The 19386-nt window shown below is 39.5% G+C and carries 19 protein-coding genes; 11 read left to right on the top strand and 8 right to left on the bottom strand.

What is annotated here, in order from left to right; all coding sequences use genetic code 11:
* Positions 1-30 precede the first annotated feature (30 nt).
* The 8 genes from M472_RS43650 to M472_RS43615 all read left to right on the top strand — a co-directional run bounded on the left by M472_RS43650 (position 31) and on the right by M472_RS43615 (position 9750).
* Positions 31-912, top strand: coding sequence for a tyrosine-type recombinase/integrase (locus M472_RS43650; RefSeq protein WP_021072299.1), 882 nt, complete (start codon positions 31-33; stop codon positions 910-912).
* 13 nt (positions 913-925) lie between these two features.
* The gene (gene hpf, locus M472_RS43645) at positions 926-1270 is read left to right on the top strand and encodes a ribosome hibernation-promoting factor, HPF/YfiA family (RefSeq protein WP_021072298.1); all 345 of its coding nucleotides are present in this window, start codon (positions 926-928) and stop codon (positions 1268-1270) included.
* A gap of 142 nt (positions 1271-1412) precedes the next feature.
* Positions 1413-1775, top strand: a complete 363-nt coding sequence (locus M472_RS43640; RefSeq protein WP_021072296.1) for a hypothetical protein — start codon at positions 1413-1415, stop codon at positions 1773-1775.
* A 186-nt stretch (positions 1776-1961) separates the two neighbouring features.
* The gene (locus tag M472_RS43635; RefSeq protein ID WP_021072295.1) at positions 1962-2489 is read left to right on the top strand and encodes a ferritin; all 528 of its coding nucleotides are present in this window, start codon (positions 1962-1964) and stop codon (positions 2487-2489) included.
* A 222-nt stretch (positions 2490-2711) separates the two neighbouring features.
* Positions 2712-5369: a TonB-dependent receptor gene (locus M472_RS43630; protein WP_021072294.1), complete on the top strand. Its 2658-nt coding sequence runs from the start codon at positions 2712-2714 to the stop codon at positions 5367-5369.
* Positions 5369-6340, top strand: a complete 972-nt coding sequence (locus M472_RS43625; RefSeq protein ID WP_021072293.1) for an NAD(P)H-quinone oxidoreductase — start codon at positions 5369-5371, stop codon at positions 6338-6340. The genes M472_RS43630 and M472_RS43625 overlap by 1 nt, the downstream gene beginning before the upstream one ends.
* A 74-nt stretch (positions 6341-6414) precedes the next feature.
* Positions 6415-8700: a GH92 family glycosyl hydrolase gene (locus M472_RS43620; protein ID WP_021072292.1), complete on the top strand. Its 2286-nt coding sequence runs from the start codon at positions 6415-6417 to the stop codon at positions 8698-8700.
* Between the two features lie 219 nt (positions 8701-8919).
* Entirely contained in the window at positions 8920-9750 is an 831-nt protein-coding gene (locus tag M472_RS43615) for an amidohydrolase family protein (protein ID WP_021072291.1), read from the top strand.
* A gap of 4 nt (positions 9751-9754) precedes the next feature.
* Here M472_RS43615 and M472_RS43610 read toward each other — a convergent pair whose 3' ends face one another.
* The 5 genes from M472_RS43610 to panB all read right to left on the bottom strand — a co-directional run bounded on the left by M472_RS43610 (position 9755) and on the right by panB (position 14499).
* Entirely contained in the window at positions 9755-10810 is a 1056-nt protein-coding gene (locus tag M472_RS43610; protein WP_021072290.1) for a patatin-like phospholipase family protein, read from the bottom strand.
* A 58-nt stretch (positions 10811-10868) separates the two neighbouring features.
* The gene (locus tag M472_RS43605) at positions 10869-11654 is read right to left on the bottom strand and encodes a murein L,D-transpeptidase catalytic domain family protein (RefSeq protein WP_021072289.1); all 786 of its coding nucleotides are present in this window, start codon (positions 11652-11654) and stop codon (positions 10869-10871) included.
* Between the two features lie 84 nt (positions 11655-11738).
* Positions 11739-12794 (bottom strand): L,D-transpeptidase, encoded by a 1056-nt coding sequence (locus M472_RS43600; protein ID WP_021072288.1) that lies wholly within the window; start codon positions 12792-12794, stop codon positions 11739-11741.
* 267 nt (positions 12795-13061) lie between these two features.
* Positions 13062-13661 carry a hypothetical protein gene (locus M472_RS43595; RefSeq protein ID WP_021072287.1) on the bottom strand — a complete coding sequence of 200 codons (600 nt, stop codon included), beginning with the start codon at positions 13659-13661 and terminating at the stop codon, positions 13062-13064.
* 22 nt (positions 13662-13683) lie between these two features.
* Positions 13684-14499 (bottom strand): 3-methyl-2-oxobutanoate hydroxymethyltransferase, encoded by an 816-nt coding sequence (gene panB, locus M472_RS43590; protein ID WP_031302085.1) that lies wholly within the window; start codon positions 14497-14499, stop codon positions 13684-13686.
* Positions 14500-14607: 108 nt separating this feature from the next.
* Here panB and M472_RS43585 point away from each other — a divergent pair, with 108 nt between their 5' ends.
* Genes M472_RS43585 through pyrF form a run of 3 tightly spaced genes read left to right on the top strand, consistent with a single transcriptional unit; the run spans position 14608 to position 16807 of the window.
* Entirely contained in the window at positions 14608-15351 is a 744-nt protein-coding gene (locus M472_RS43585) for an RluA family pseudouridine synthase (RefSeq protein ID WP_021072285.1), read from the top strand.
* Positions 15352-15360: 9 nt separating this feature from the next.
* Positions 15361-15966: a TlpA family protein disulfide reductase gene (locus M472_RS43580; protein WP_021072284.1), complete on the top strand. Its 606-nt coding sequence runs from the start codon at positions 15361-15363 to the stop codon at positions 15964-15966.
* Positions 15967-15973: 7 nt separating this feature from the next.
* A complete protein-coding gene (gene pyrF / locus M472_RS43575) occupies positions 15974-16807 on the top strand; it encodes an orotidine-5'-phosphate decarboxylase (protein WP_021072283.1) in 834 nt (277 codons plus the stop codon).
* A 67-nt stretch (positions 16808-16874) separates the two neighbouring features.
* On the opposite strand, the gene M472_RS43570 is transcribed toward pyrF, so the two are convergent.
* Genes M472_RS43570 through pstC form a run of 3 tightly spaced genes read right to left on the bottom strand, consistent with a single transcriptional unit; the run spans position 16875 to position 19380 of the window.
* Positions 16875-17684: a phosphate ABC transporter ATP-binding protein gene (locus M472_RS43570; protein ID WP_021072282.1), complete on the bottom strand. Its 810-nt coding sequence runs from the start codon at positions 17682-17684 to the stop codon at positions 16875-16877.
* Entirely contained in the window at positions 17639-18493 is an 855-nt protein-coding gene (locus tag M472_RS43565; protein ID WP_021072281.1) for a PstA family ABC transporter permease, read from the bottom strand. The genes M472_RS43570 and M472_RS43565 overlap by 46 nt, the downstream gene beginning before the upstream one ends.
* Positions 18493-19380 carry a phosphate ABC transporter permease subunit PstC gene (pstC, locus tag M472_RS43560; protein ID WP_022829455.1) on the bottom strand — a complete coding sequence of 296 codons (888 nt, stop codon included), beginning with the start codon at positions 19378-19380 and terminating at the stop codon, positions 18493-18495. Before pstC ends, M472_RS43565 begins: the two co-directional genes overlap by 1 nt.
* Positions 19381-19386: the final 6 nt, after the last annotated feature.

Genomic DNA, 19386 nt, shown 5'->3' with positions numbered 1-19386 from the left:
AGTTTGATAGGAGAGGGACAGTAGGATACTATGTTTAAAGATCGGTTTATTAGTTTTTTGACGTTTGAGAAACGTTATTCGCCACATACTATAAAAGCGTATGAAATGGAGGTTAAAGGTTTTTTAGACTTTTTGGAAGCTGAAAATGTTCCCTTTGAGGAAGTCGATCATAAGCTGATGCGGTATTATTTTTCTCTGTTGCGGGAGAAGGGTAAAGAAGCAAGCTCTGTGAATCGAGCTATTTCTACCTTGCGTTCTTATTATAAGTTTTTGCAGCGGGAGCAATTGGTGGAGAAAAATCCTGTTCGTTTGGTCCAAGCATTGAAGACACCAAAGAAATTGCCTGTAGTTGTAGACAAGGATAAAATGAACCAACTATTGGATCATATGGATGCTGTCGCTGATGATTTCGAATCGTTGCGTGACTTTGTCATCATGGAATTACTTTTTGGGACGGGTATTCGGCTTGCAGAACTTTTAGAAATAAAAGAGAGTGATATTGACTTTTACAATAAAAAAATCCTTATATTAGGAAAAAGGAATAAGGAACGATTTGTTCCTTTACATTTAACCTTAATCGAAGAACTAAAAAAGTATTTAGAGAAAAAGAAAATTCAGAATTTAGAAAACATTTCCGAATATTTAGTCGTTACTAAAGAAGGAAAGAGGGCGTATCGCTTGTTAATTTATAGGGTGGTAAAAAAATACTTGAGTATGATCACTTCTCAGCAAAAAAGAAGTCCACATGTCTTAAGACATAGTTTTGCTACCTCTTTATTGGACAACGGTGCTGACCTCAATGCAATCAAAGAATTACTAGGTCATGCTGGATTGGCGGCGACTCAGGTTTATACGCATAATTCAGCTGAACGGTTAAAATCAATTTACAAACAAGCACATCCAAAGGCTTAAAAAAGGAGGAAAAATGAACATTACTGTGCAATCAATCAAATTCGACGCAGATCAAAAATTGGTAGATTTTATCAAGAGAAAAACGAGCAAATTAGAACAGTATTTGGACAATATCATTGAAGGCGTATGTTATCTTCGTCTGGAGAATGTGGATGACGAAGAGAATAAAGTGGTAGAGTTGAAGTTTAATATTCCAGGCAGCCAGCTTTTTGCCAAAGCACAGGCGAAAAGTTTTGAAGAGGCAACGGATATCGCTGTAGAGTCTTTGAGACGGCAGATCAACAAGCATAAGACAAAAACTAGAACCAACGCTAGTAATCACAAAGAGATAATTTCCACGGAGGAAGAGGAATTCTAAATCGGATATTTTCCTAGGCAAAAGCGGCTTGTTAATAAGCCGCTTTTTTTCTTTACTGGTTTTATTTGGATTAATTCTTGATTAAGTTTATATTTGCTCATCATTTAAAAATAGCGGTCTAAACAAAATAAGGTAGTAAGAAATGATTTGTCCATTAGCGAGTGTAGAAGAGGTGTTTGCAACCTCACAGGGGGCGGTTTACCAGTGCAGTCGAAAAAACTGTTATTGGTTAGAGTTTCAAGGTAACACTACGGCGTTTAAGGTCAGTGATTTTTTTGTATTCAAGCGAAGTGTTGATCAGATTGATATCGAAGCTATGCTGAATAACTCCTCCCGTTCTTTTGACTTTGAATTGATTATGCCATTTCGTACGGAACGCTGTTTTCTACTCTCCGTAGAAGATGTGCTTAACTTGCGAGATTTATTGGCCGGTGCGAAGTTCATGCTTGAATTAAATGGTCAGATTCGCTCTATCTTACGACGCGACGCTGTATTAGCAATCTAAGTGTAATTATTTTAAATCATATTGAGTCTAAACAACTTAGCTTTTTTAGGTTGTAATTTAGACTGAATTTGTATTGCATATTTTTTATCGATATCGCTTGCTTAGCCTTTATCTTTGTAATAACAAACAAAGGATTTATGTCATTTGTTATGTTTAAATAAAGTGTAAAAAATAAAAAATAACGATATGAAAGATTTATTAAAATTAAAATCATCGCTAGCCGAAGAGATAGAAAATATATTAAACGCGCAAGTAAAAATCGAAGCTCATTCATCCGCATTATACCTAGCTATGTCGGCTTGGTGTGATGACCAAGGCTTAGACAATTCATCGAAGTTCTTTGCAAAGCAATCGGATGAGGAGCGTGAGCATATGCTGAAGCTTTTTAACTACATCAATGATCGTGGCGGCAGAGCTATCTCTCCTGAGATTACGAATATCCCTGTTGATTTTGAATCATTCCGTGGTGTTTTTGAGCAAACGCTAGAGCAGGAAATGTTTGTTACAGAACAGTTCAATAATATGGCTGACAAATGTATGAAAGCGAAAGATTATGTTACTTTCAATTTCTTACAATGGTTCTTAGCAGAGCAAGTAGAAGAGGAGTATGTAGCTAGACGTATTCTTGAGTTGTTCGATGTTATCGGCGAAGAAGGGACTGGCCGTTGGGAAATTGATAAGCACCTTGTTAAGGTAGCTTACGACGGAGAATAGTTTTTACATTCATAAAAAATATAAAAGGCTATCGGTATACCGATAGCCTTTTGTGTATACGATAAATCAAGATTTATCGTTTTATAGTATAAACTTTTCTATCTTTTTTTTGGATAGCAATATTTTAGTATATTGAACTAATTAGATTTTGCAAGCCGATTCGTGAAATTCTCGTGGTGTAAAATAGCAGTTGTTTTTATTGTATTTGCTTGCCAAGTGCTCGTGAATACTGCTTTTGCACAGCAAAGTGTATATGGGCGTGTATTGGATACGGCCGGTAATCCTCTTAAGTCTGCAAGTATTCGGTTGGCAACTGAATCGGACACCTTGAATCAAATGACGGATTTCTTAGGTTATTTTACGTTTTCGAATTTTAGCGGGAAAAACGTTCTGCTTAGTTATTCCATGTTGGGATATAAAAGTGAGACTAGATCTTTTTTTATCGATGGTACCGAGGGGAAGGTGGAAGCTCCGACTCTTTGTTTGGAGCCTTTTGCTGTCGAAATAGCCGATGTCAATATTTTAAAGGTTATACCCGTTGTTGTAAATGGGGATACTGTGCAATTTAATTTCAATGCTTTTGAGTTTCGAAAAAATTCATTGTTGGAAGATGCTTTAAAAAGTCTCCCTGGTTTCCAGGTGGCAAGGGACGGTTCTGTCACTTTCAATGGACAACCAATCAAGAAGGTAAAGGTGGATAACAAGGTGTTTTTTGGGGGGGACTTATTGACTGCAACCCGTAACCTACCTGTAGATTTTATAAAAAATGTTCAAGCGATTGATTTTTATGGAGATAAAGAGGAGGAAACAGGTGTTAAAAAAGGTGATGCAGAGAAAATTCTTAACATCTCCTTAAAGGAAGATCATAAAAAGATATACTTTGGACAAGTAACGGGTGGAGGCGGTACGAACTCTCGTTATCTGGGGAGTTTTGGTGCTAATAAGTTTGACGATGGTAGGGAGGTGTCTGTTTTAGGTTCGTTTAATAATACGAATACGAATCTTTTTAGTTTTGGTAGTCCAGAAGGAGGTAATCGTAACCGCAGTTCTATGGATATTGGGGACTATGCAGATCCTATTGACGGATTGAACGAGGTTAGTTCTGCAGGAATTAATTTCTCGGATCGATGGGGCAATAATACCAGTTTCAATGCGAGTTACAGTTTTGTGCGACAGAATAACGAAACGGAAGGTATATCGAAGTTGACATCGACTTATATCGGTAACAAAATCGAACGAGAAGAGTCTTATAAAATCAATAATATTGATCAAAATCATAAGTTAAAACTTGGTTTTGATACAAAATTTGATAATTCAGATTTATTGAAGATTGATGGTAATCTGACTTTTAATAAACTCCGTGGAACGAATGTCAAAAGGACTCGACTCACCAATGCAAGTACAGAGAATCTTGGACGGTATGAGGATGAGTCTAATCAGCTTAGCCCAAATGGAGATTTTGAAGCGACCTATTCTAGATCATTCGAAAAAAAAGGACGTAAATTAGTGGGGCATGTCGTTTTGAATTCTAATAATGTAGAGAAGCGGGAGAGTGTGTTTGAGGAGTATGATGAGGCGACTCGAGATCCTGCTGAGGGATTCCTTCAAAATCAGTTTATCAAACAGAACAATTATACGAATTCCACAAAAGCATCGGTATCCTACGTGGAACCTTTTTTAGACCATAGTTTGTTCGAGTTTAGTTATGAGTTTGATGTAACACGAATAGAAGCTGTAAGGCTAGTTGAGGATAGGTCTGTCTCGATGATGCCCAGGTATATTGATTCGCTGACCGTTGATTATGATTACTTCTTTAAAAACAATAAGACAGGAGTAACGTATCAGTATGAGCCCAATAAGAGATTTAGAATGATTGTTGGATTTGCCGTGCAGCCGCTGTACATGGAAGGAAAATTGACTAACGATACGATGACATATAAGTACGATAATATTAACTTGATGCCGACTGCAAAAATTATTTATCGTTTTTCTAAAGAAATGGACTGGCAGCTGGATTATAAGGGGAAAAATAATCAGCCCTCTTTTAACCAGATAGTCCCTGTGGTCGATAATACAAATTCTAGAAACATTATTATCGGAAATCCTGAATTGAAAGCAGAATCAGCCCATCGGATTGCAACTACGTTGAGAAAGAGTTTTTCCTCTAGTATGCAGTATTTTGAGACTAATTTTGCCTATAATTTTATACTCAATAAAATTGTCAGTGATAAGCGTTCGAACATTAACTCGACTATTCAGGAGACTACTTTTAGGAATACAACAGGATACTATGATTGTCGATGGTATTATATGTTTAATACCCCGTTTATCAATGATGATTTTCAATTAGACCTTACAGGGAATAGCGACTATTTTAATAACCTATCTTTTATTGATGAAAAGAAACGTACAACGAAGCAGCTGATTTTCAATCAATCAGTTCAGTTGAAGTACTTGTGGAGCGACTATGTTGAATCTGTTTTTAATGCCAACTATATGTGGAATAATACAAGGTACGATATTCCTTTTAGAACGAATATTAATGTAGAGACTATGTTTTGGGGATTGGGAGCCAGGGGCTATCTAAATGATAATCTGTCGCTGGGCTTAGAAATGTCCCAACGTTATAATAATGGTTATACCAATGACTTTATGAATAAAAACCAAACGATAATGAATGGTTTTGTGGAGTTGACTTTCTTTCGTAATAAATCTGCTTTGTTAAGGCTTCAAGGCTATGATTTATTTGATCAAAATAAGACCATGGGGATTGTTTCTGAATATATAGGAAATGATGTCTATGAAGCTAAAAACAGCAGATTGGGACGGTACTTTATGCTCTCTCTAAATGTTCGTTTACAAAAATTTCCTAAAAAATAATGATGTATGCCGTTGTTATAACTGAATTCGGTGGCCCCGAAGTGTTGCAAGTAGAGGAACGGGAGATTCCTGAGGTAGGCGATAATGAAGTCTTGATAGAAGTGAGTGCTGCTGGAGTGAATAGACCAGACATCTTTCAACGTAAGGGTAATTATCCTGCACCAGCGGGTGTTGTTGCAGATATTTCTGGCCTTGAGGTAGCGGGAGTAGTTGTTGGTGTGGGGAAAGCTGCTCGTGGGGTTAAAGTAGGCGATCGAGTGATGGCATTGCTGGCAGGTGGAGGATATGCACAATATGTGGCAGTTGACGCTATGCTTTGTATCGTTATCCCCGATCATTTGCCCTTTGTGGAAGCCGCGGGTATGCCAGAAACTATATTTACGGTATGGCACAATGTTTTTGAAAGAGGGGAATTGGTCAAAGGGGAGCGCTTTTTGGTTCATGGAGGTGCTGGTGGGATTGGAAGTGCAGCCATTCAATTAGCCCATCTTTTCGGAGCAGAGGTGTTTACGACGGTTGGTTCATCTGATAAAATATCTTTCGTCCAGGAGTTGGGGGCTTCAGCTATCGTCAATTATAAAGAGTCTGATTTCGAAGAGGTGTGGAGCGGAGTCGGTATGGATGTCATTTTGGACAGTATCGGAGGTTCTTACTTTGAGAAGAATATCAATATCTTGTCTGAGGAGGGACGACTTGTCGTTATCAATGCGATGCAAGGGGCTAAAGTCGAACTTAACCTGATTAAAATGATGCAAAAGCGTGTTCATCTTACAGGAAGTACATTGCGTAGTCGATCCATAGAGTTTAAGAGGAGTCTGGCCGATGCAATACGCAGACAGGTCATGCCTCTTGTAGATAAAGGAGCGTACAAAACTCCAATAGCGGAAGTTTTTTCTTACAAAGACGCATCCGCTGCCCATGCGCTTATGGAGAGTCGTTTTTTCCAAGGAAAAATTATTTTAGGTTTTTGATGCTGCTAAAATAATTTAGCAGTTTGCTTTGTCGGAATATTTTTGGATATTTATGTTTTCAAAATATAACCAGCATGAAACTGAATTTAGTATTATTGGTGTTTTTTTCCTTGTTTGCCCCCTATAGTTTTGGCCAAAAAATTAGTAAGACCGAAGCGCCTCTTGAATATGTAAGTACGTTAGTAGGTACACAATCTACTTATTTTCTTTCCAGTGGAAATACCTACCCTGCAATTGCTATGCCTTGGGGAATGAATTTTTGGAGTCCGCAGACTGGAAAGATGGGCGATGGGTGGATGTATACCTATACGGCTGAAAAAATCAGAGGATTTAAGCAGACGCATCAACCCTCTCCATGGATGAACGATTACGGACAATTCAGTGTCATGGCTATGGTAGGGAAGCCTACTTTTGATGAAAGTGAAAGAGCAAGTTATTTTTCACATAAGGCGGAAATTGCAAAGCCTCATTATTATTCTGTGTATTTAGCCGATTATGATACACAAGTAGAGGTCACGCCGACAGCCCGTGCTGCTTATTTCCGATTTACTTTTCCAAAGACTGACTCTGCTTTTATACTTATCGATGCTTTTGACAAAGGTTCTTTTGTAGAGGTCATCCCTGATGAAAGAAAAATCGTTGGATACTCTACAAAAAATAGTGGCGGTGTCCCTGATAATTTTAAAAATTACTTTGTCTTGGAATTCGATCGCCCTTTCTCTGCTATATCCACGTTTGCTGATTCTATTTTACAAAATGGACGGTTTAAAGTTAAAGCGGAACATGTGGGGGCTATAGTAGGTGTGCGTACTGCTGATAGAAAGGACCCGGTTTTAGTTAAGATCGCTTCTTCTTTTATTTCACATGATCAGGCGCGCTTGAACCTCAAAGAACTGGATGGACTCAGTTTTGATCAAGCGGTAGAAAAAGGAGCTACTGTCTGGAATAAAGAATTAGGGAAATTAGAGATAGAAGGGGGAACTGTAGATCAGATACGAACTTTTTATTCTTGCTTATACCGCTCTCTGCTTTTTCCACGTATGTTTTATGAGTATGATGCAGCAGGCAAAGTGATGCATTATTCTCCTTATAATGGTGAGGTTCTACCAGGGTACTTGTTTACAGATACAGGTTTTTGGGACACGTTTAGAGCTTTATTTCCTTTTCTGAACTTGATGTACCCCGAAATGAGTCTGAAGATGCAGGAGGGGCTTGCCAATGCCTATCGTGAGGGGGGATGGTTGCCTGAATGGGCCAGTCCAGGTTATAGAGATATTATGGTCGGCAACAATTCAGCGTCTGTGGTGGCTGATGCTTGGATAAAGGGCGTGCGCTCTAAAGATATAGATGTGTTGTTCGAAGCTGTAAAAAAAGGATCGATGCACGAGGGACCGCTTACTGCTGTAGGTCGTGCTGGTGCTCCTTATTACAATACATTGGGCTATGTACCTTATGATGTGAAAATACATGAAAATGTAGCGCGGAGCCTAGAGTATGCTTATGATGATTTTTCGATTTATCAATTGGCAAAATCACTGAATAAGACAAAGGAAGAGATTGATTTTTATAAGCAGCGTTCTTTCAATTACAAGCATCTTTTTGACCCCGAATCGGGACTGATGCGTGGAAAGAATGAAGACGGCCATTTTCAACATCCTTTCAATCCTTTCAAATGGGGCGATGCATTTACCGAGGGCAATAGTTGGCATTACAGTTGGTCTGTATTTCAGGACTTTGAAGGATTAGCACAGTTGTCGGGCGGGCATAAAGCGTTGGAAGCTAAACTGGATTCTGTTTTTACTTTGCCGCCTGTTTTTGATGATTCTTATTATGGTTTCCCTATTCATGAGATAAGGGAGATGCAAATTGCAAATATGGGACAATATGCACATGGTAATCAACCTATACAGCATATGCCTTATGTATACAATTATATAGGAGCTCCTTGGAAAGCGCAGTATTGGGTCAGAGAGACTATGAATCGAATGTATACTCCTAATCCTGATGGTTATTGTGGTGATGAAGATAATGGACAGACATCAGCTTGGTATGTATTCTCGGCTTTAGGGTTTTACCCCGTGACTCCATCTACTGATGAATATATCATAGGAACACCTTTATTTGATAAAGTCACCTTACATTTTGACAAAGGAAAGAAATTAATCATTACTGCGGAAAATAACAGTGACAAGAATAGGTATATAAAGTCTATGCGCGTTAATGATAAAAGCTATAGCAAAAACTATCTTATTCATGGCGAAATAACAAAAGGAGGGCGCATTAATTTTTTAATGGATGCAGTGCCTAATAAGGGTAGGGGAATCGATCCAGAAGATTTGCCGTTTTCCCTTAGTAAATAGAAACGGTAGAAGGGATGATACCATCTAAAAACGATAATAAATTGTTAAATTAGATGCATCGACGGAATACCTGTAGAAGGAAAGCTTTTAATAGTTAGTTTGCCCCAAGAGAGGTTAGAGCTAATCTAGATAAAGCTTTTTTAGGCGATCAGAGGCAGTGGGTTGTCTCGGGCTAATTACAGCCGTACATTAGAAAAGAGTATTATCAAAGAATAGGATATGCGTATAGATGCCCACCAATATTTTTGGTTGTTTGATCCGTTGACGGATACTTGGATTACAGAAGAAATGAAGGTAATCCAGCGTAATTTTCTGCCCAACGACATTTCGAAGACGCTTAAAGATCATCGTTTAGATGGAGCAGTTTTAGTACAAGCTCATCAGTCTCTAAGAGAGACCGATTTTCTGATCGAGTTGGCAGATGCTTATAAGATGGTCAAAGCCGTTATCGGGTGGATCGATCTAGGGGCAGAAGATATAGAGGAGCAGCTTTTGAAGTTTTCCGGAGTTCCCGTTGTGAAAGGTTTTCAGCATAATGTGGAAGCAGAGATGGATGTTGATTTTTTGATGCAGGATTCTATTCAGCGAGGAATTAGGGCGCTTACACAACATCATTATACCTACGATCTGTTAATACATCCACGACATTACACCAGTACATTACAATGTGTGGCCAGTAACCCCGACCAGGCATTTATGTTGGACCATATGGCTAAACCAGCTATTGAGGCTGGAGATTTTGATGCATGGGCATCTTTTATAGAGAGCCTATCTGTATTCCCCAATGTATACTGTAAAATTTCAGGACTTGTTACTCAGGTTGATGGGGAGAATTGGACCTTTAATGATTGTGTGCCTTATGTAAAACATGTTATATCTTGTTTTGGAAAGCATCGCGTTTGTTTTGGGTCAGATTGGCCGAAAAGTTTAGTGGCGGCTACATATGAAGAGGTACTTTCGATTGCAGAAAGATGTGTGGAAGGGTTTGGCGAAGTCGAGCAGGCTGATTTTTGGGGGCGAAATGCTGTACGGTTTTATGGGATAACGTAACTTTCTATTTATATAAGAAGTTCCAAACAGATTTTTTTCTCCGTTCCACTTCTTTTCTGTCATGTATGAGCTCATGCGCGAGTTTGTCGATGACCAATTCGTTTTCACTGATCAATTTATCGGACAGGGCTACTATCTTTTGAATGTTTGATTTACTGGCGGCATCCATTCCAGGATCAATAGAGGACAGGTTGCTTGGTTCTATGCGGATGTAATTGCCTGCATGGTTTACAGAGCGAAATAGTTGTTTAATAAAATAATCATTACTCTCTGAGGAGCTCGAAGTCATGATATCCACTAAAGCGGGGCCAATAGAGATGGCCCATTTTTTCTTAAAATCTTCGTAATTGTAGGCGTTTTTTGTGATTCCTGTGCCTAGTGAAAGAATGTGTATGTCATTTATGCTGAAAGTGTTAAAGTTTTTTAATACTTCAATAAGGGCAGATATCGCCGGGTTGTGCGCGAATAGTCCGCCATCGACGAGTACATAGCGCGTATTGGCGAGGGAGAATATCTCAGCTACTGAAAAAAAAGTTGGTGCAGCGGAGGTGGCCCTACATACGTCTCGCAGGTAAAAGTCTCTTGAGTCACCGTGACTTATGGCTTTTTGTTGTCTGAAAAGGTGGTTTTTGCGAAGCTCAATATTGTATGCTGTTATGATACAGGGTTTGATGAGCTCACTCAGTTTGGTGTCTCCAAAATAATCAGCGAGTATTTTTTCGATAACCTCTTCGTTATATATTTCACTGACTAAGCCAAATTTGCTTAAGAATTTTCTCCACTTGCTGGCTGAAAATATACTTTCTCCGTGTTCGAGGTAGATATCTAAAGCTTCTCTCGCAGAGTATTTTGGTTTAGAGGGATCTTGTTCGGAGGGAAATAGCAGAATTGATGTTAATATGCCACCGGTACTGGTCCCTGAGAAAAAGTCGAAGTATTCGGAAATATGGGTTTGGGGATTTCCACTGATTTCTTTTAGTCTGTCTTCAAGGGCGACTATCAGCATACCGGGGATTATTCCCCGTATTCCGCCGCCATCAATGGAAAGTATTCGCTTCATTTCTTCTTGTTGCTTGAAGCTAAAAATAGCGAATTAGTTATGGAAAAGCAAGGAGGGGCTAATTCATCACCCCTTGACCTGCTTGTATTTCTGCGATGTCTTTTTGTGCGATTAACGTCGTTGGTTTTGCTTTTAATACTTTTGATTGCGCTAAATAAGTCTTATTTTCTGCATAAATAAAAAGCATTGTCCCGTCTTTAATCGTATTTATGATCGGCTTGGCTAAATCCCTTGGTAGAGCTGGGCATCCATAACTGCGTCCCAGTCTGCCTGTAGAATTGATTATTGACTGGCTGCAGTAATCAGCTCCGTGTACCACTACCGCTCTAGGCTTGGCCTGGTCATTAATTCCTTTTTCCAGTCCGTCAAGCACTAAAGAGTATCCGTTTCCTCCTTGATAGGTATTCGAGGTTTTGTAAAATCCGAGCGAACTCTGGTGGGAACCATGACTGTTAGAAAAAGATGTGGCATACTTTTCTCCACTGTTTCTTCCGTGAGATACAATGGTATGAAAGAGCATTTTTTTGTTTTTTAAATCAATTACGGCCATACGTTTTTCCGTAGAGGGTAGCGAAAAGTCGATTACGGTGATTATGTCCTTATTTTTAAAGGACATGTTTTGATAACCTTTCATGGCCATTTCGAATGCTTCAAACTTAAGTTTTCCTTCTAAGGCTATTTCCTTGTAGAGTTTTACAATGGAAGACTCACTTTCATCTTCTTTGAGTGAATCTACATGTTGCGCTGTAGGGATAGTTTGAGGTTTAAGTTGATTAGGTTTGCTGAATATGGCATAAAAGCCCGCCAGTGATGTCAATCCTATAATAGCTATTGTTTTTTTCATATACACACATTTTCCTTCCGCATACAAAGGTCGTTACCAATGTGTTATAAAAATGTTAAGAAATGTTAATTCTTTTCGATAGGATTAATCTATGACAATTACAAGCGACGAAAACGGCTTTATCCAGTCATAAACGAACTTCGCATGGGATGATGCATTTCTTACACACATATGTGAACGAGGGGTTGTGCCTAATGTCCAGCTGTACTCGATGATCTTCGCTTTGGGGTCATTTGTGGGGACACCATGTATATATGCTCCGTTGGTAAACCGACTTGCCCATGGGGCATAGCCTGCTATATTGGTCGTTCCGTCTGCATAATAGAACATTTTTGGTTTTTGTTCTTGTAGTAGATAAATGCCCACGGGTGTTTCCATACCATAGGGCGGATTGTGTTTGCCTGTCGTGGAGGGATTCATACTTCGTATGATCCAGCTGTCATTTTTATGTTCCAAGGCACATATATTTTGATTGGTCACGTCTACGACAACAATATGTTTGAAGGAAGCGGTGTCCCCTATGGCTTTTATATAGCGTTTTGGGATATCCCATTCGCCTTCGATGTTCGTAAGACCTTTAATACGAACCATATTTAAGGTGTCGCTTGATAGCAATTTGACCAGTGAACCATCCCGACCGTATATCGTTGGTACTTTGGTCTCACCGATTTTATAAAGAGGGGCAGACTGATAGCGTTCCGTTCCGAGTGTGTCCGACACCCTTTTATAGGCATTTCGCTTGAAATTTGCTACTGTTGGAGCTTCTCCATTTTTATGTTTGTAGTTTGCGACTAAAGCATAATTGTTATGCTCGCGTTGGAAGTTTTCGATGTAGGCCAATTTCTCTTTGATTTTATCCCACTGGAATACGCGGAATGTATCTTTGTATTTGTACTTGTCTTCTAGTGTGTATTTGTCATATATAAGCTCTTTGGTGAGCGTGATGTCTGCCGCTGTCCGTGGACGCATTTTCTCTTTTTCCTCTTCTTCTTTTTTTGCTTGGGCAATACTATCTATTTTTAATTTTTCCTTATCTACAGTTTGAGGTGATGCCTTGCGGTCACAGGAATAAAATAATGTAAGCGCAATGGTAAAGACCATAAAACTGTTAGCGCGGCTTATGCTACGTAAGTATTTCATATAAGGGTTAAACTTAATAATCAGAAAAAGTATAGCAACGTTTGTACCAAAAATGATTGAACGTCTTTTTATTAGGGTTTTCGTTTGAAAAATCGCTGGTTTCAGCTAGTTAAAAGATTGTGGCATGATAAGTCCGCTCAAGTCCCCATAAGTCCGTTAAAGTCCGCTCAAATCCGTTATAGGTAGTGTTTAGCTGGTGTGTAGCAAAGAGATTTCTAGAGGATTTTCGGCAGCAATGACGTGTTTTTGATTGGATATTGGACGATCCTAGATAATAGGGAATAGTTTGGTCTCGATTGACCTATTGAACAGCTGTAACTTGTCGAAAAACGGTTTATTGACCGGGTTTTCCTGTAAAAGGTATGGTAGGTAGATTACCTTGGTGTTTGTTGAAAGTTGGTAATAACCCATATGTAGACCATTGTTTTTTTGTACGGCACGAACTTCTTTTAGTTCTGTTACATCTTTTAGTAAGTTGAATTCGAGAGATTTGCCATTAATCCATTCTATATGTACATCTTGGGTTTCTGAGTCATAATGTATCTGTTGGTCCCGTATTGTTTTGACGTGATTATTGAGTACAAAGAACTGAGCGATTAGGTATATGCTTATAGGTAGCATAATTAATGCAATCTTGAATTTTGCAGCTAGGGCTACTATGAGAATCAATAGTACTAATCCAGAACCTACCGTATATAAGGTGCGTTTTAACCCTCTTTTTAGGAGCTGTGTTGGAGCTGTGACTTCAATAATTCGGGAAGAGTTTATTCGCTGCGATGGTTTATTGAAGTTGAAAAAATTAAGCCGGCGGAGTGTGAAGTATATCAACACCGCCAGCAAAATACCTATGATGATTATTTTTCCCAAAGTATGGTCTTAATATAATGGGTTAATACTGTTCATTCTCATTTGGATAATCTAACGCCTTGACATCAGCTACATATTGTGCTGCTGCATTGGTAATCTCTTGATAGAGGTTGAGGTATTGACGTAAAAATTTAGGTTTAAAATCTTTGGTCATTCCGAGCATATCATTAACAACCAAAACTTGTCCATCACAACCATTGCCGGCCCCGATACCTATTGTAGGGATGTGTAAGGATTTTGAAACCTCTTCTGCCAGTTGCGCTGGTATTTTCTCTAGTACGATAGCAAAACAGCCTGCTTCCTGTAGAGCGAGTGCATCGGTTTTTAGTTTTTCTGCTTCAGCCTCGTCTTTTGCACGGACACCAAATGTTCCAAATTTATTGATGGACTGTGGTGTTAGTCCGAGGTGACCACATACGGGGATACCAGCGTTTATTATTTTTTTGATGTTATCAATTATTTCTTCACCACCTTCTAGTTTAAGTGCATGTGCTCCTGATTCTTTCATCATTCTTACTGCAGCTTCGTATGCTTTGTCAGTCGATCCCTGATACTCACCAAAGGGAAGATCAGCTAAAACGAGTGCGCGTTGGCATCCTCTAGCTACCGCTGATGTATGATAGATCATATTGTCGAGCGTAATTGGGAGAGTGGTTTCGTACCCGGCAAACACATTTGCTGCAGAGTCGCCTACTAGAATAACGTCTACTCCTGATTCATCTAAAGCTCTCGCCATAGTATAGTCATAGCCAGTCAGCATACTTATTTTTTCGCCACGAAGTTTCATTTCCTTGATGCTAGAAGTAGTGACGCGCTTAATGATTTTATTTACGGACATGATATAATTGTTTTGTTGCAAAATTATAAATAATAAAGGTGCTGTCTGCATATTAATGTAAAAACCTTATGTTGCTAAATAGTCGCCTAGTTTTTATATTTTTGCACTATGATTCAAAACGACAACCGTTTATTTAAATTTCCGAAATTCAACGATCTTATCATTTACGAAGATGATAATCTTATTGTTATCAATAAACCCCCTTTTATTGCTTCTTTAGATGAGCGTGAGGGGGGAGAAGTTAACATCCTTCGTTTAGCAAAACGTTATTATGGTGATGCGCAGATTTGTCACCGATTGGACAAGGATACTTCTGGAGTGCTTCTTATAGCAAAGAATCCAGAGACTTATCGTTTGGTTTCTATTGAGTTTGAAAAGAGAAGGGTGAATAAAGTGTATCATGCTATTATACAGGGAACCCATACTTTTGATAACCTTACCGTTGATTTGCCTATCTTGAACCAGGGAAATAAGAATGTGAGTATTGATCGGGCAAATGGTAAGCAGGCAGAAACGATTTTTAACAGTATACGTTATTTTAAACATTTTACACTTGTGGAATGTCGGCCTATTACAGGGCGGATGCACCAGATCCGTATACATTTGGCAACACAACATGCTGCTATCGTAGGGGATTCGATGTATCGGGGTAAGCCTGTTTTTCTATCGCAGATAAAAAGGCGTGGTTTTACGATGTCCAAAGATGAGGAGGAATTGCCAATAATGAAGCGTTTTGCACTTCATTCAAAAAGTGTAGCCTTTACTATTGATGGAAAGAGTTATGCTTTTGATGCGGAGTATCCGAAGGATTTTGCTACTTTACTTAAGCAATTGGAAAAATTTGACACCTAATTTCTGGAAATGATGGCAGAAAAGAAGAAAATTAAAAATATTGTCAGTTGGATTGTTTTCGTGGTGCTGATGGGCTTGGTCCTATGGTCACCGAGTCGAATTTTTATACAGCAGCAGCTGATGAAAATCGGCTTTTTTAAGCCAAAATTGGAAAAGCCTGTTGAGGCTCAGGCCGGTGATAAGGAGAGTGCTCCCGATTTCATCGGTGACAAAGCATCATTCTCTAGTGCAGATAATATTGTCTATGATACGGAACAGCTCAAAGGTAAGGTGCTGTTTATCAATTTTTGGGCGACATGGTGCCCACCTTGTCGAGCAGAAATGCCGTCAATCCAGAAATTGTATGATAAATTTAAGGCTAACGATAACATCGAGTTTTTGATTGTGGAGATTGAAGGAGATGTAGAAGGGACGGAGAAGTTTTTAACAGACCAAAAATTGAAACTACCTATCGTATATCCTAATGGTGAAATTCCTTCCAATTGGTTGGGAGGAGCCATTCCTACTACTGTGATATTGGATAAGAATGGGAAGATTGCTGCAAAAGAAGAAGGTATGTATGATTACTCGACTAAAGAGGTTGAAGCATTCGTGCAGAATCTTATTGATCAATAAAAGTTAAATGAATAGACAGGAGTTAATAGAACAGATTAAAGAGAAGCAATCTTTTCTTTGTGTTGGTTTAGATACGGACATTACTAAGATACCGGCTCATCTTCTTGATGAAGAGGATCCTATTTTTGCTTTTAATAAAGCTATCATAGAAGCTACTGAAGATCTCTGTGTTGCGTATAAGCCTAATATTGCGTTTTATGAAAGTTATGGTGTTCGTGGCTGGCATTCGTTGCAAAAAACATGGCAAGCAATTCCCAAGAGCTGTTTTAGTATAGCAGATGCCAAACGTGGAGATATCGGTAATACATCTAATATGTATGCGCAGGCTTTTTTTGACGAGGCTGTGTCGGGGATGGGATTCGATTCGATTACTATAGCACCTTATATGGGTAAGGATTCTGTGACGCCGTTTTTAGATTTTGAAGGGAAATGGGCGATAGTGCTTGCGCTGACTTCCAATTCCGGAAGCAAGGATTTCCAGAATTTTTCCAATACAGATGGTAAGCAGTTGTTTGAAGAGGTAATCGATAAAGTCAATACTTGGGGTACTGTAGAGAATCTGATGTATGTGGTGGGAGCTACGCGTGGGGAAGCTTTTTTGAAGATTCGTGAGCATGCGCCAGATCATTTTTTACTTGTTCCCGGAGTGGGAGCTCAGGGAGGATCGCTTCAGGATGTATGTCAGTATGGGATGAATAAGGATTGTGGTTTGTTGGTGAATAGTACCCGCGGTATTATCTATGCTTCGAGTGGTAAGGACTTTGCGGAGCGGGCTAGAGAAGAGGCACAAAAGTTACAGAAAGAAATGGAATTGGAGCTTATCAAGGCTGGAGTCATTTAATTGATTACTGTTGCTATCTTAAGAGCTAAGATATATAAAAGGAGCGACCTGTCTAGGTCGCTCCTTTTTAGCTTATAAATCCCTTGACATACTGTTTGGTGATCTCATTTTGAGGGTTCAGGAGAATGTCTTCTGTTTTTCCAAACTCTATTATTTCGCCATTGTATACAAAGATGATGTAGTCAGAGACTCTTCGTGCCTGACGAAGTATATGAGTTACTAATACGATGGTGTATTCGCTTTTCAGGTCTATCAATAGATTTTCGATAGTCTGTGTAGATATAGGATCCAAGGCCGACGTACTTTCGTCACCAAGTATAATCTCAGGCTGCACAGCTAGGCCGCGGGCTAGACAAAGACGTTGCTGCTGCCCTATAGACAATGTCGTCGCAGAATGGTGGAGTCTGTCTTTCACCTCCTCCCACAGTCCCACGTTTTTTAATTGGGTTTCTACAATTTCTTTTAAGACTGTTTTGTCCCGTTGACCATGTATGCGTGGTCCATAGGTGATATTTTCAAAAATAGACATAGGTAATGGGAAGGGGCGTTGGGAGAGTAGCCCCATTTTTTTTCTGATGTGTGTGACTTCGGCGTCTTTAGCGTAAATGTCTTCCCCATTAACCAGTACGGAGCCATTTATTTTTACGTTTTTGCTGTCATCCATCAATCTATTCAGTGTTTTCAGTAATGTTGTTTTTCCACAACCTGACGGTCCTATAATAGATGTGATCGAGTTATTGGGGATTGCTAAATTTATGTTTTTAAGAATGTGTTTCCCTTCGATGTGTACATTCAGATCCTTGATTTGTATGTGTGGCAGTTGCATCTGCGTTACAGTCTGTGTTTCTTTTGTCGCGAGGCTAGTATATGTGTGCATATGACAATGATTAGAATGATAAATGTTAATATAAGCGCGGAGGCATAAGCTCTTCCCTGTACTTCGGGGATCGGGCTGCTAAGCTGAAAAAAAATGGCTAGTGGCAATGTTGCTGCTGGTTCGTCGAGATATAAGGGAAGATTATCGCTGAACCCTGTAGTTAGCAATACCCCTGCTACATCTCCGATTGCTCTTCCAAAGGCGAGTAGAAGGGCTGTGAATAGACCTGGTTTGATATACTTCAATAGTATCTGGGCGGTCTGCCATCGTGTAGCCCCCAATGAGGTAGCGGTGTTTTTGAGGTCTAAAGGAATGGTTTTTAAAAGTTCATCCAGCGTACGTACCACTATAGGGATGGTGAGGAGTGTGATCGTAATGACACCCCCCAATAGGGAAGCACGAATTCCTAATGTAATCATCATACTGAAGGCAATGGCTCCATATACAATTGATGGTATGCCAAATAGTATATCAAACAAGAGTTTTGATACCCGGGCCAGGGTAGAGGTCTGATCGACGTAGGCATTGAGGTAGATGGCGATAGGTAACCCTATTAAGCAAGCTAGTATTGTAGATAGGCCCGCTAGATAAAAGGAACCCAAAATTGCATTGAGTATCCCTCCTTCTTTACCAATATAGAAACCGCCTTGAGGTGTCTGGCTGATCATGTCCCAAGTGAGGTAGGGGAGCCCTTTGAAAAGGATAATCCCTATAATTAGAAAAAGGGAACCTGTAATTCCTATACCCGCGAGTTGCATTAATATTTTTGCGATTTTTTCCCGTCGCAGTCTTGATTTAATGGTTGACATTATGCTTTTTCCTCCAGTTTATTTAGTATTAGTCGCGAAATAAGATTGAATAGAAAGATGATCGTCAGCAATAGTAGGGCCGCGAACATTAATGCGGCATCATAATGTGGTATGGACATCATCTCTCCAAAGTTGTTGGCTATGAGTGCGGGGATAGGATATCCGGCATCGAATAGAGACTTTGGGATTTGGGGTATGTTGCCGCAGACCATGAGTACTGCTATTGTTTCTCCAAAAGCACGTGATGTTGCCAGTACTATAGCAGCGATTATTCCAGGACGAGCTTTTTTTAAAATGACTTTTTGTATGGTTTCCCATCGTGTAGCGCCGAGTGATAGTGATGCTGCTTTTAGATCCGGAGGTATAGTCTGTAGTACTTCTACTATGATGCTGATCATAATCGGAAATATCATAACAGCGAGTACTATTCCACCGGAGAGAATAGAGTACCCCGCGTTCGTGCTCCCAAAAATAGACCCTATATAGTTTGATATCAAGGGTACGACAAATAGAATTCCCCACACGCCATACAGTACGGGGGGGATAGCTGCCAGTACATTTATTAAAGGGAGTACTGTTTTTTTTAAGAGAGCGGATGCATATTCAACCAGGTAAATCGAAGATAGGAGACATAGTGGGGCTGCGATAACCAGGGCTATCAATGTAACCGATACTGTGCCAGTGATAAAGGGTAGAAAACCAAACTGTCCTTTCAGTGGAGACCAGGTGCTTCCACTTAGGATGGTGAATAGGTTCTGGTCTTTTAATAAGGGCAGTGATTTAATAAACAGTCCAATGCCTATGAAAACTACCATGGACAGCGTCAAGAGGAGTAGGATTCGAAATGTGTGGCGTATCCATAGGTCTTTTAGAATGCGTAGTCTCATTTGCTT

Source organism: Sphingobacterium paucimobilis HER1398 (genome assembly GCF_000416985.1).
Classification (GTDB): Bacteria; Bacteroidota; Bacteroidia; order Sphingobacteriales; family Sphingobacteriaceae; genus Sphingobacterium; species Sphingobacterium paucimobilis.
This window is presented reverse-complemented; position numbering and strand designations above follow the sequence as displayed.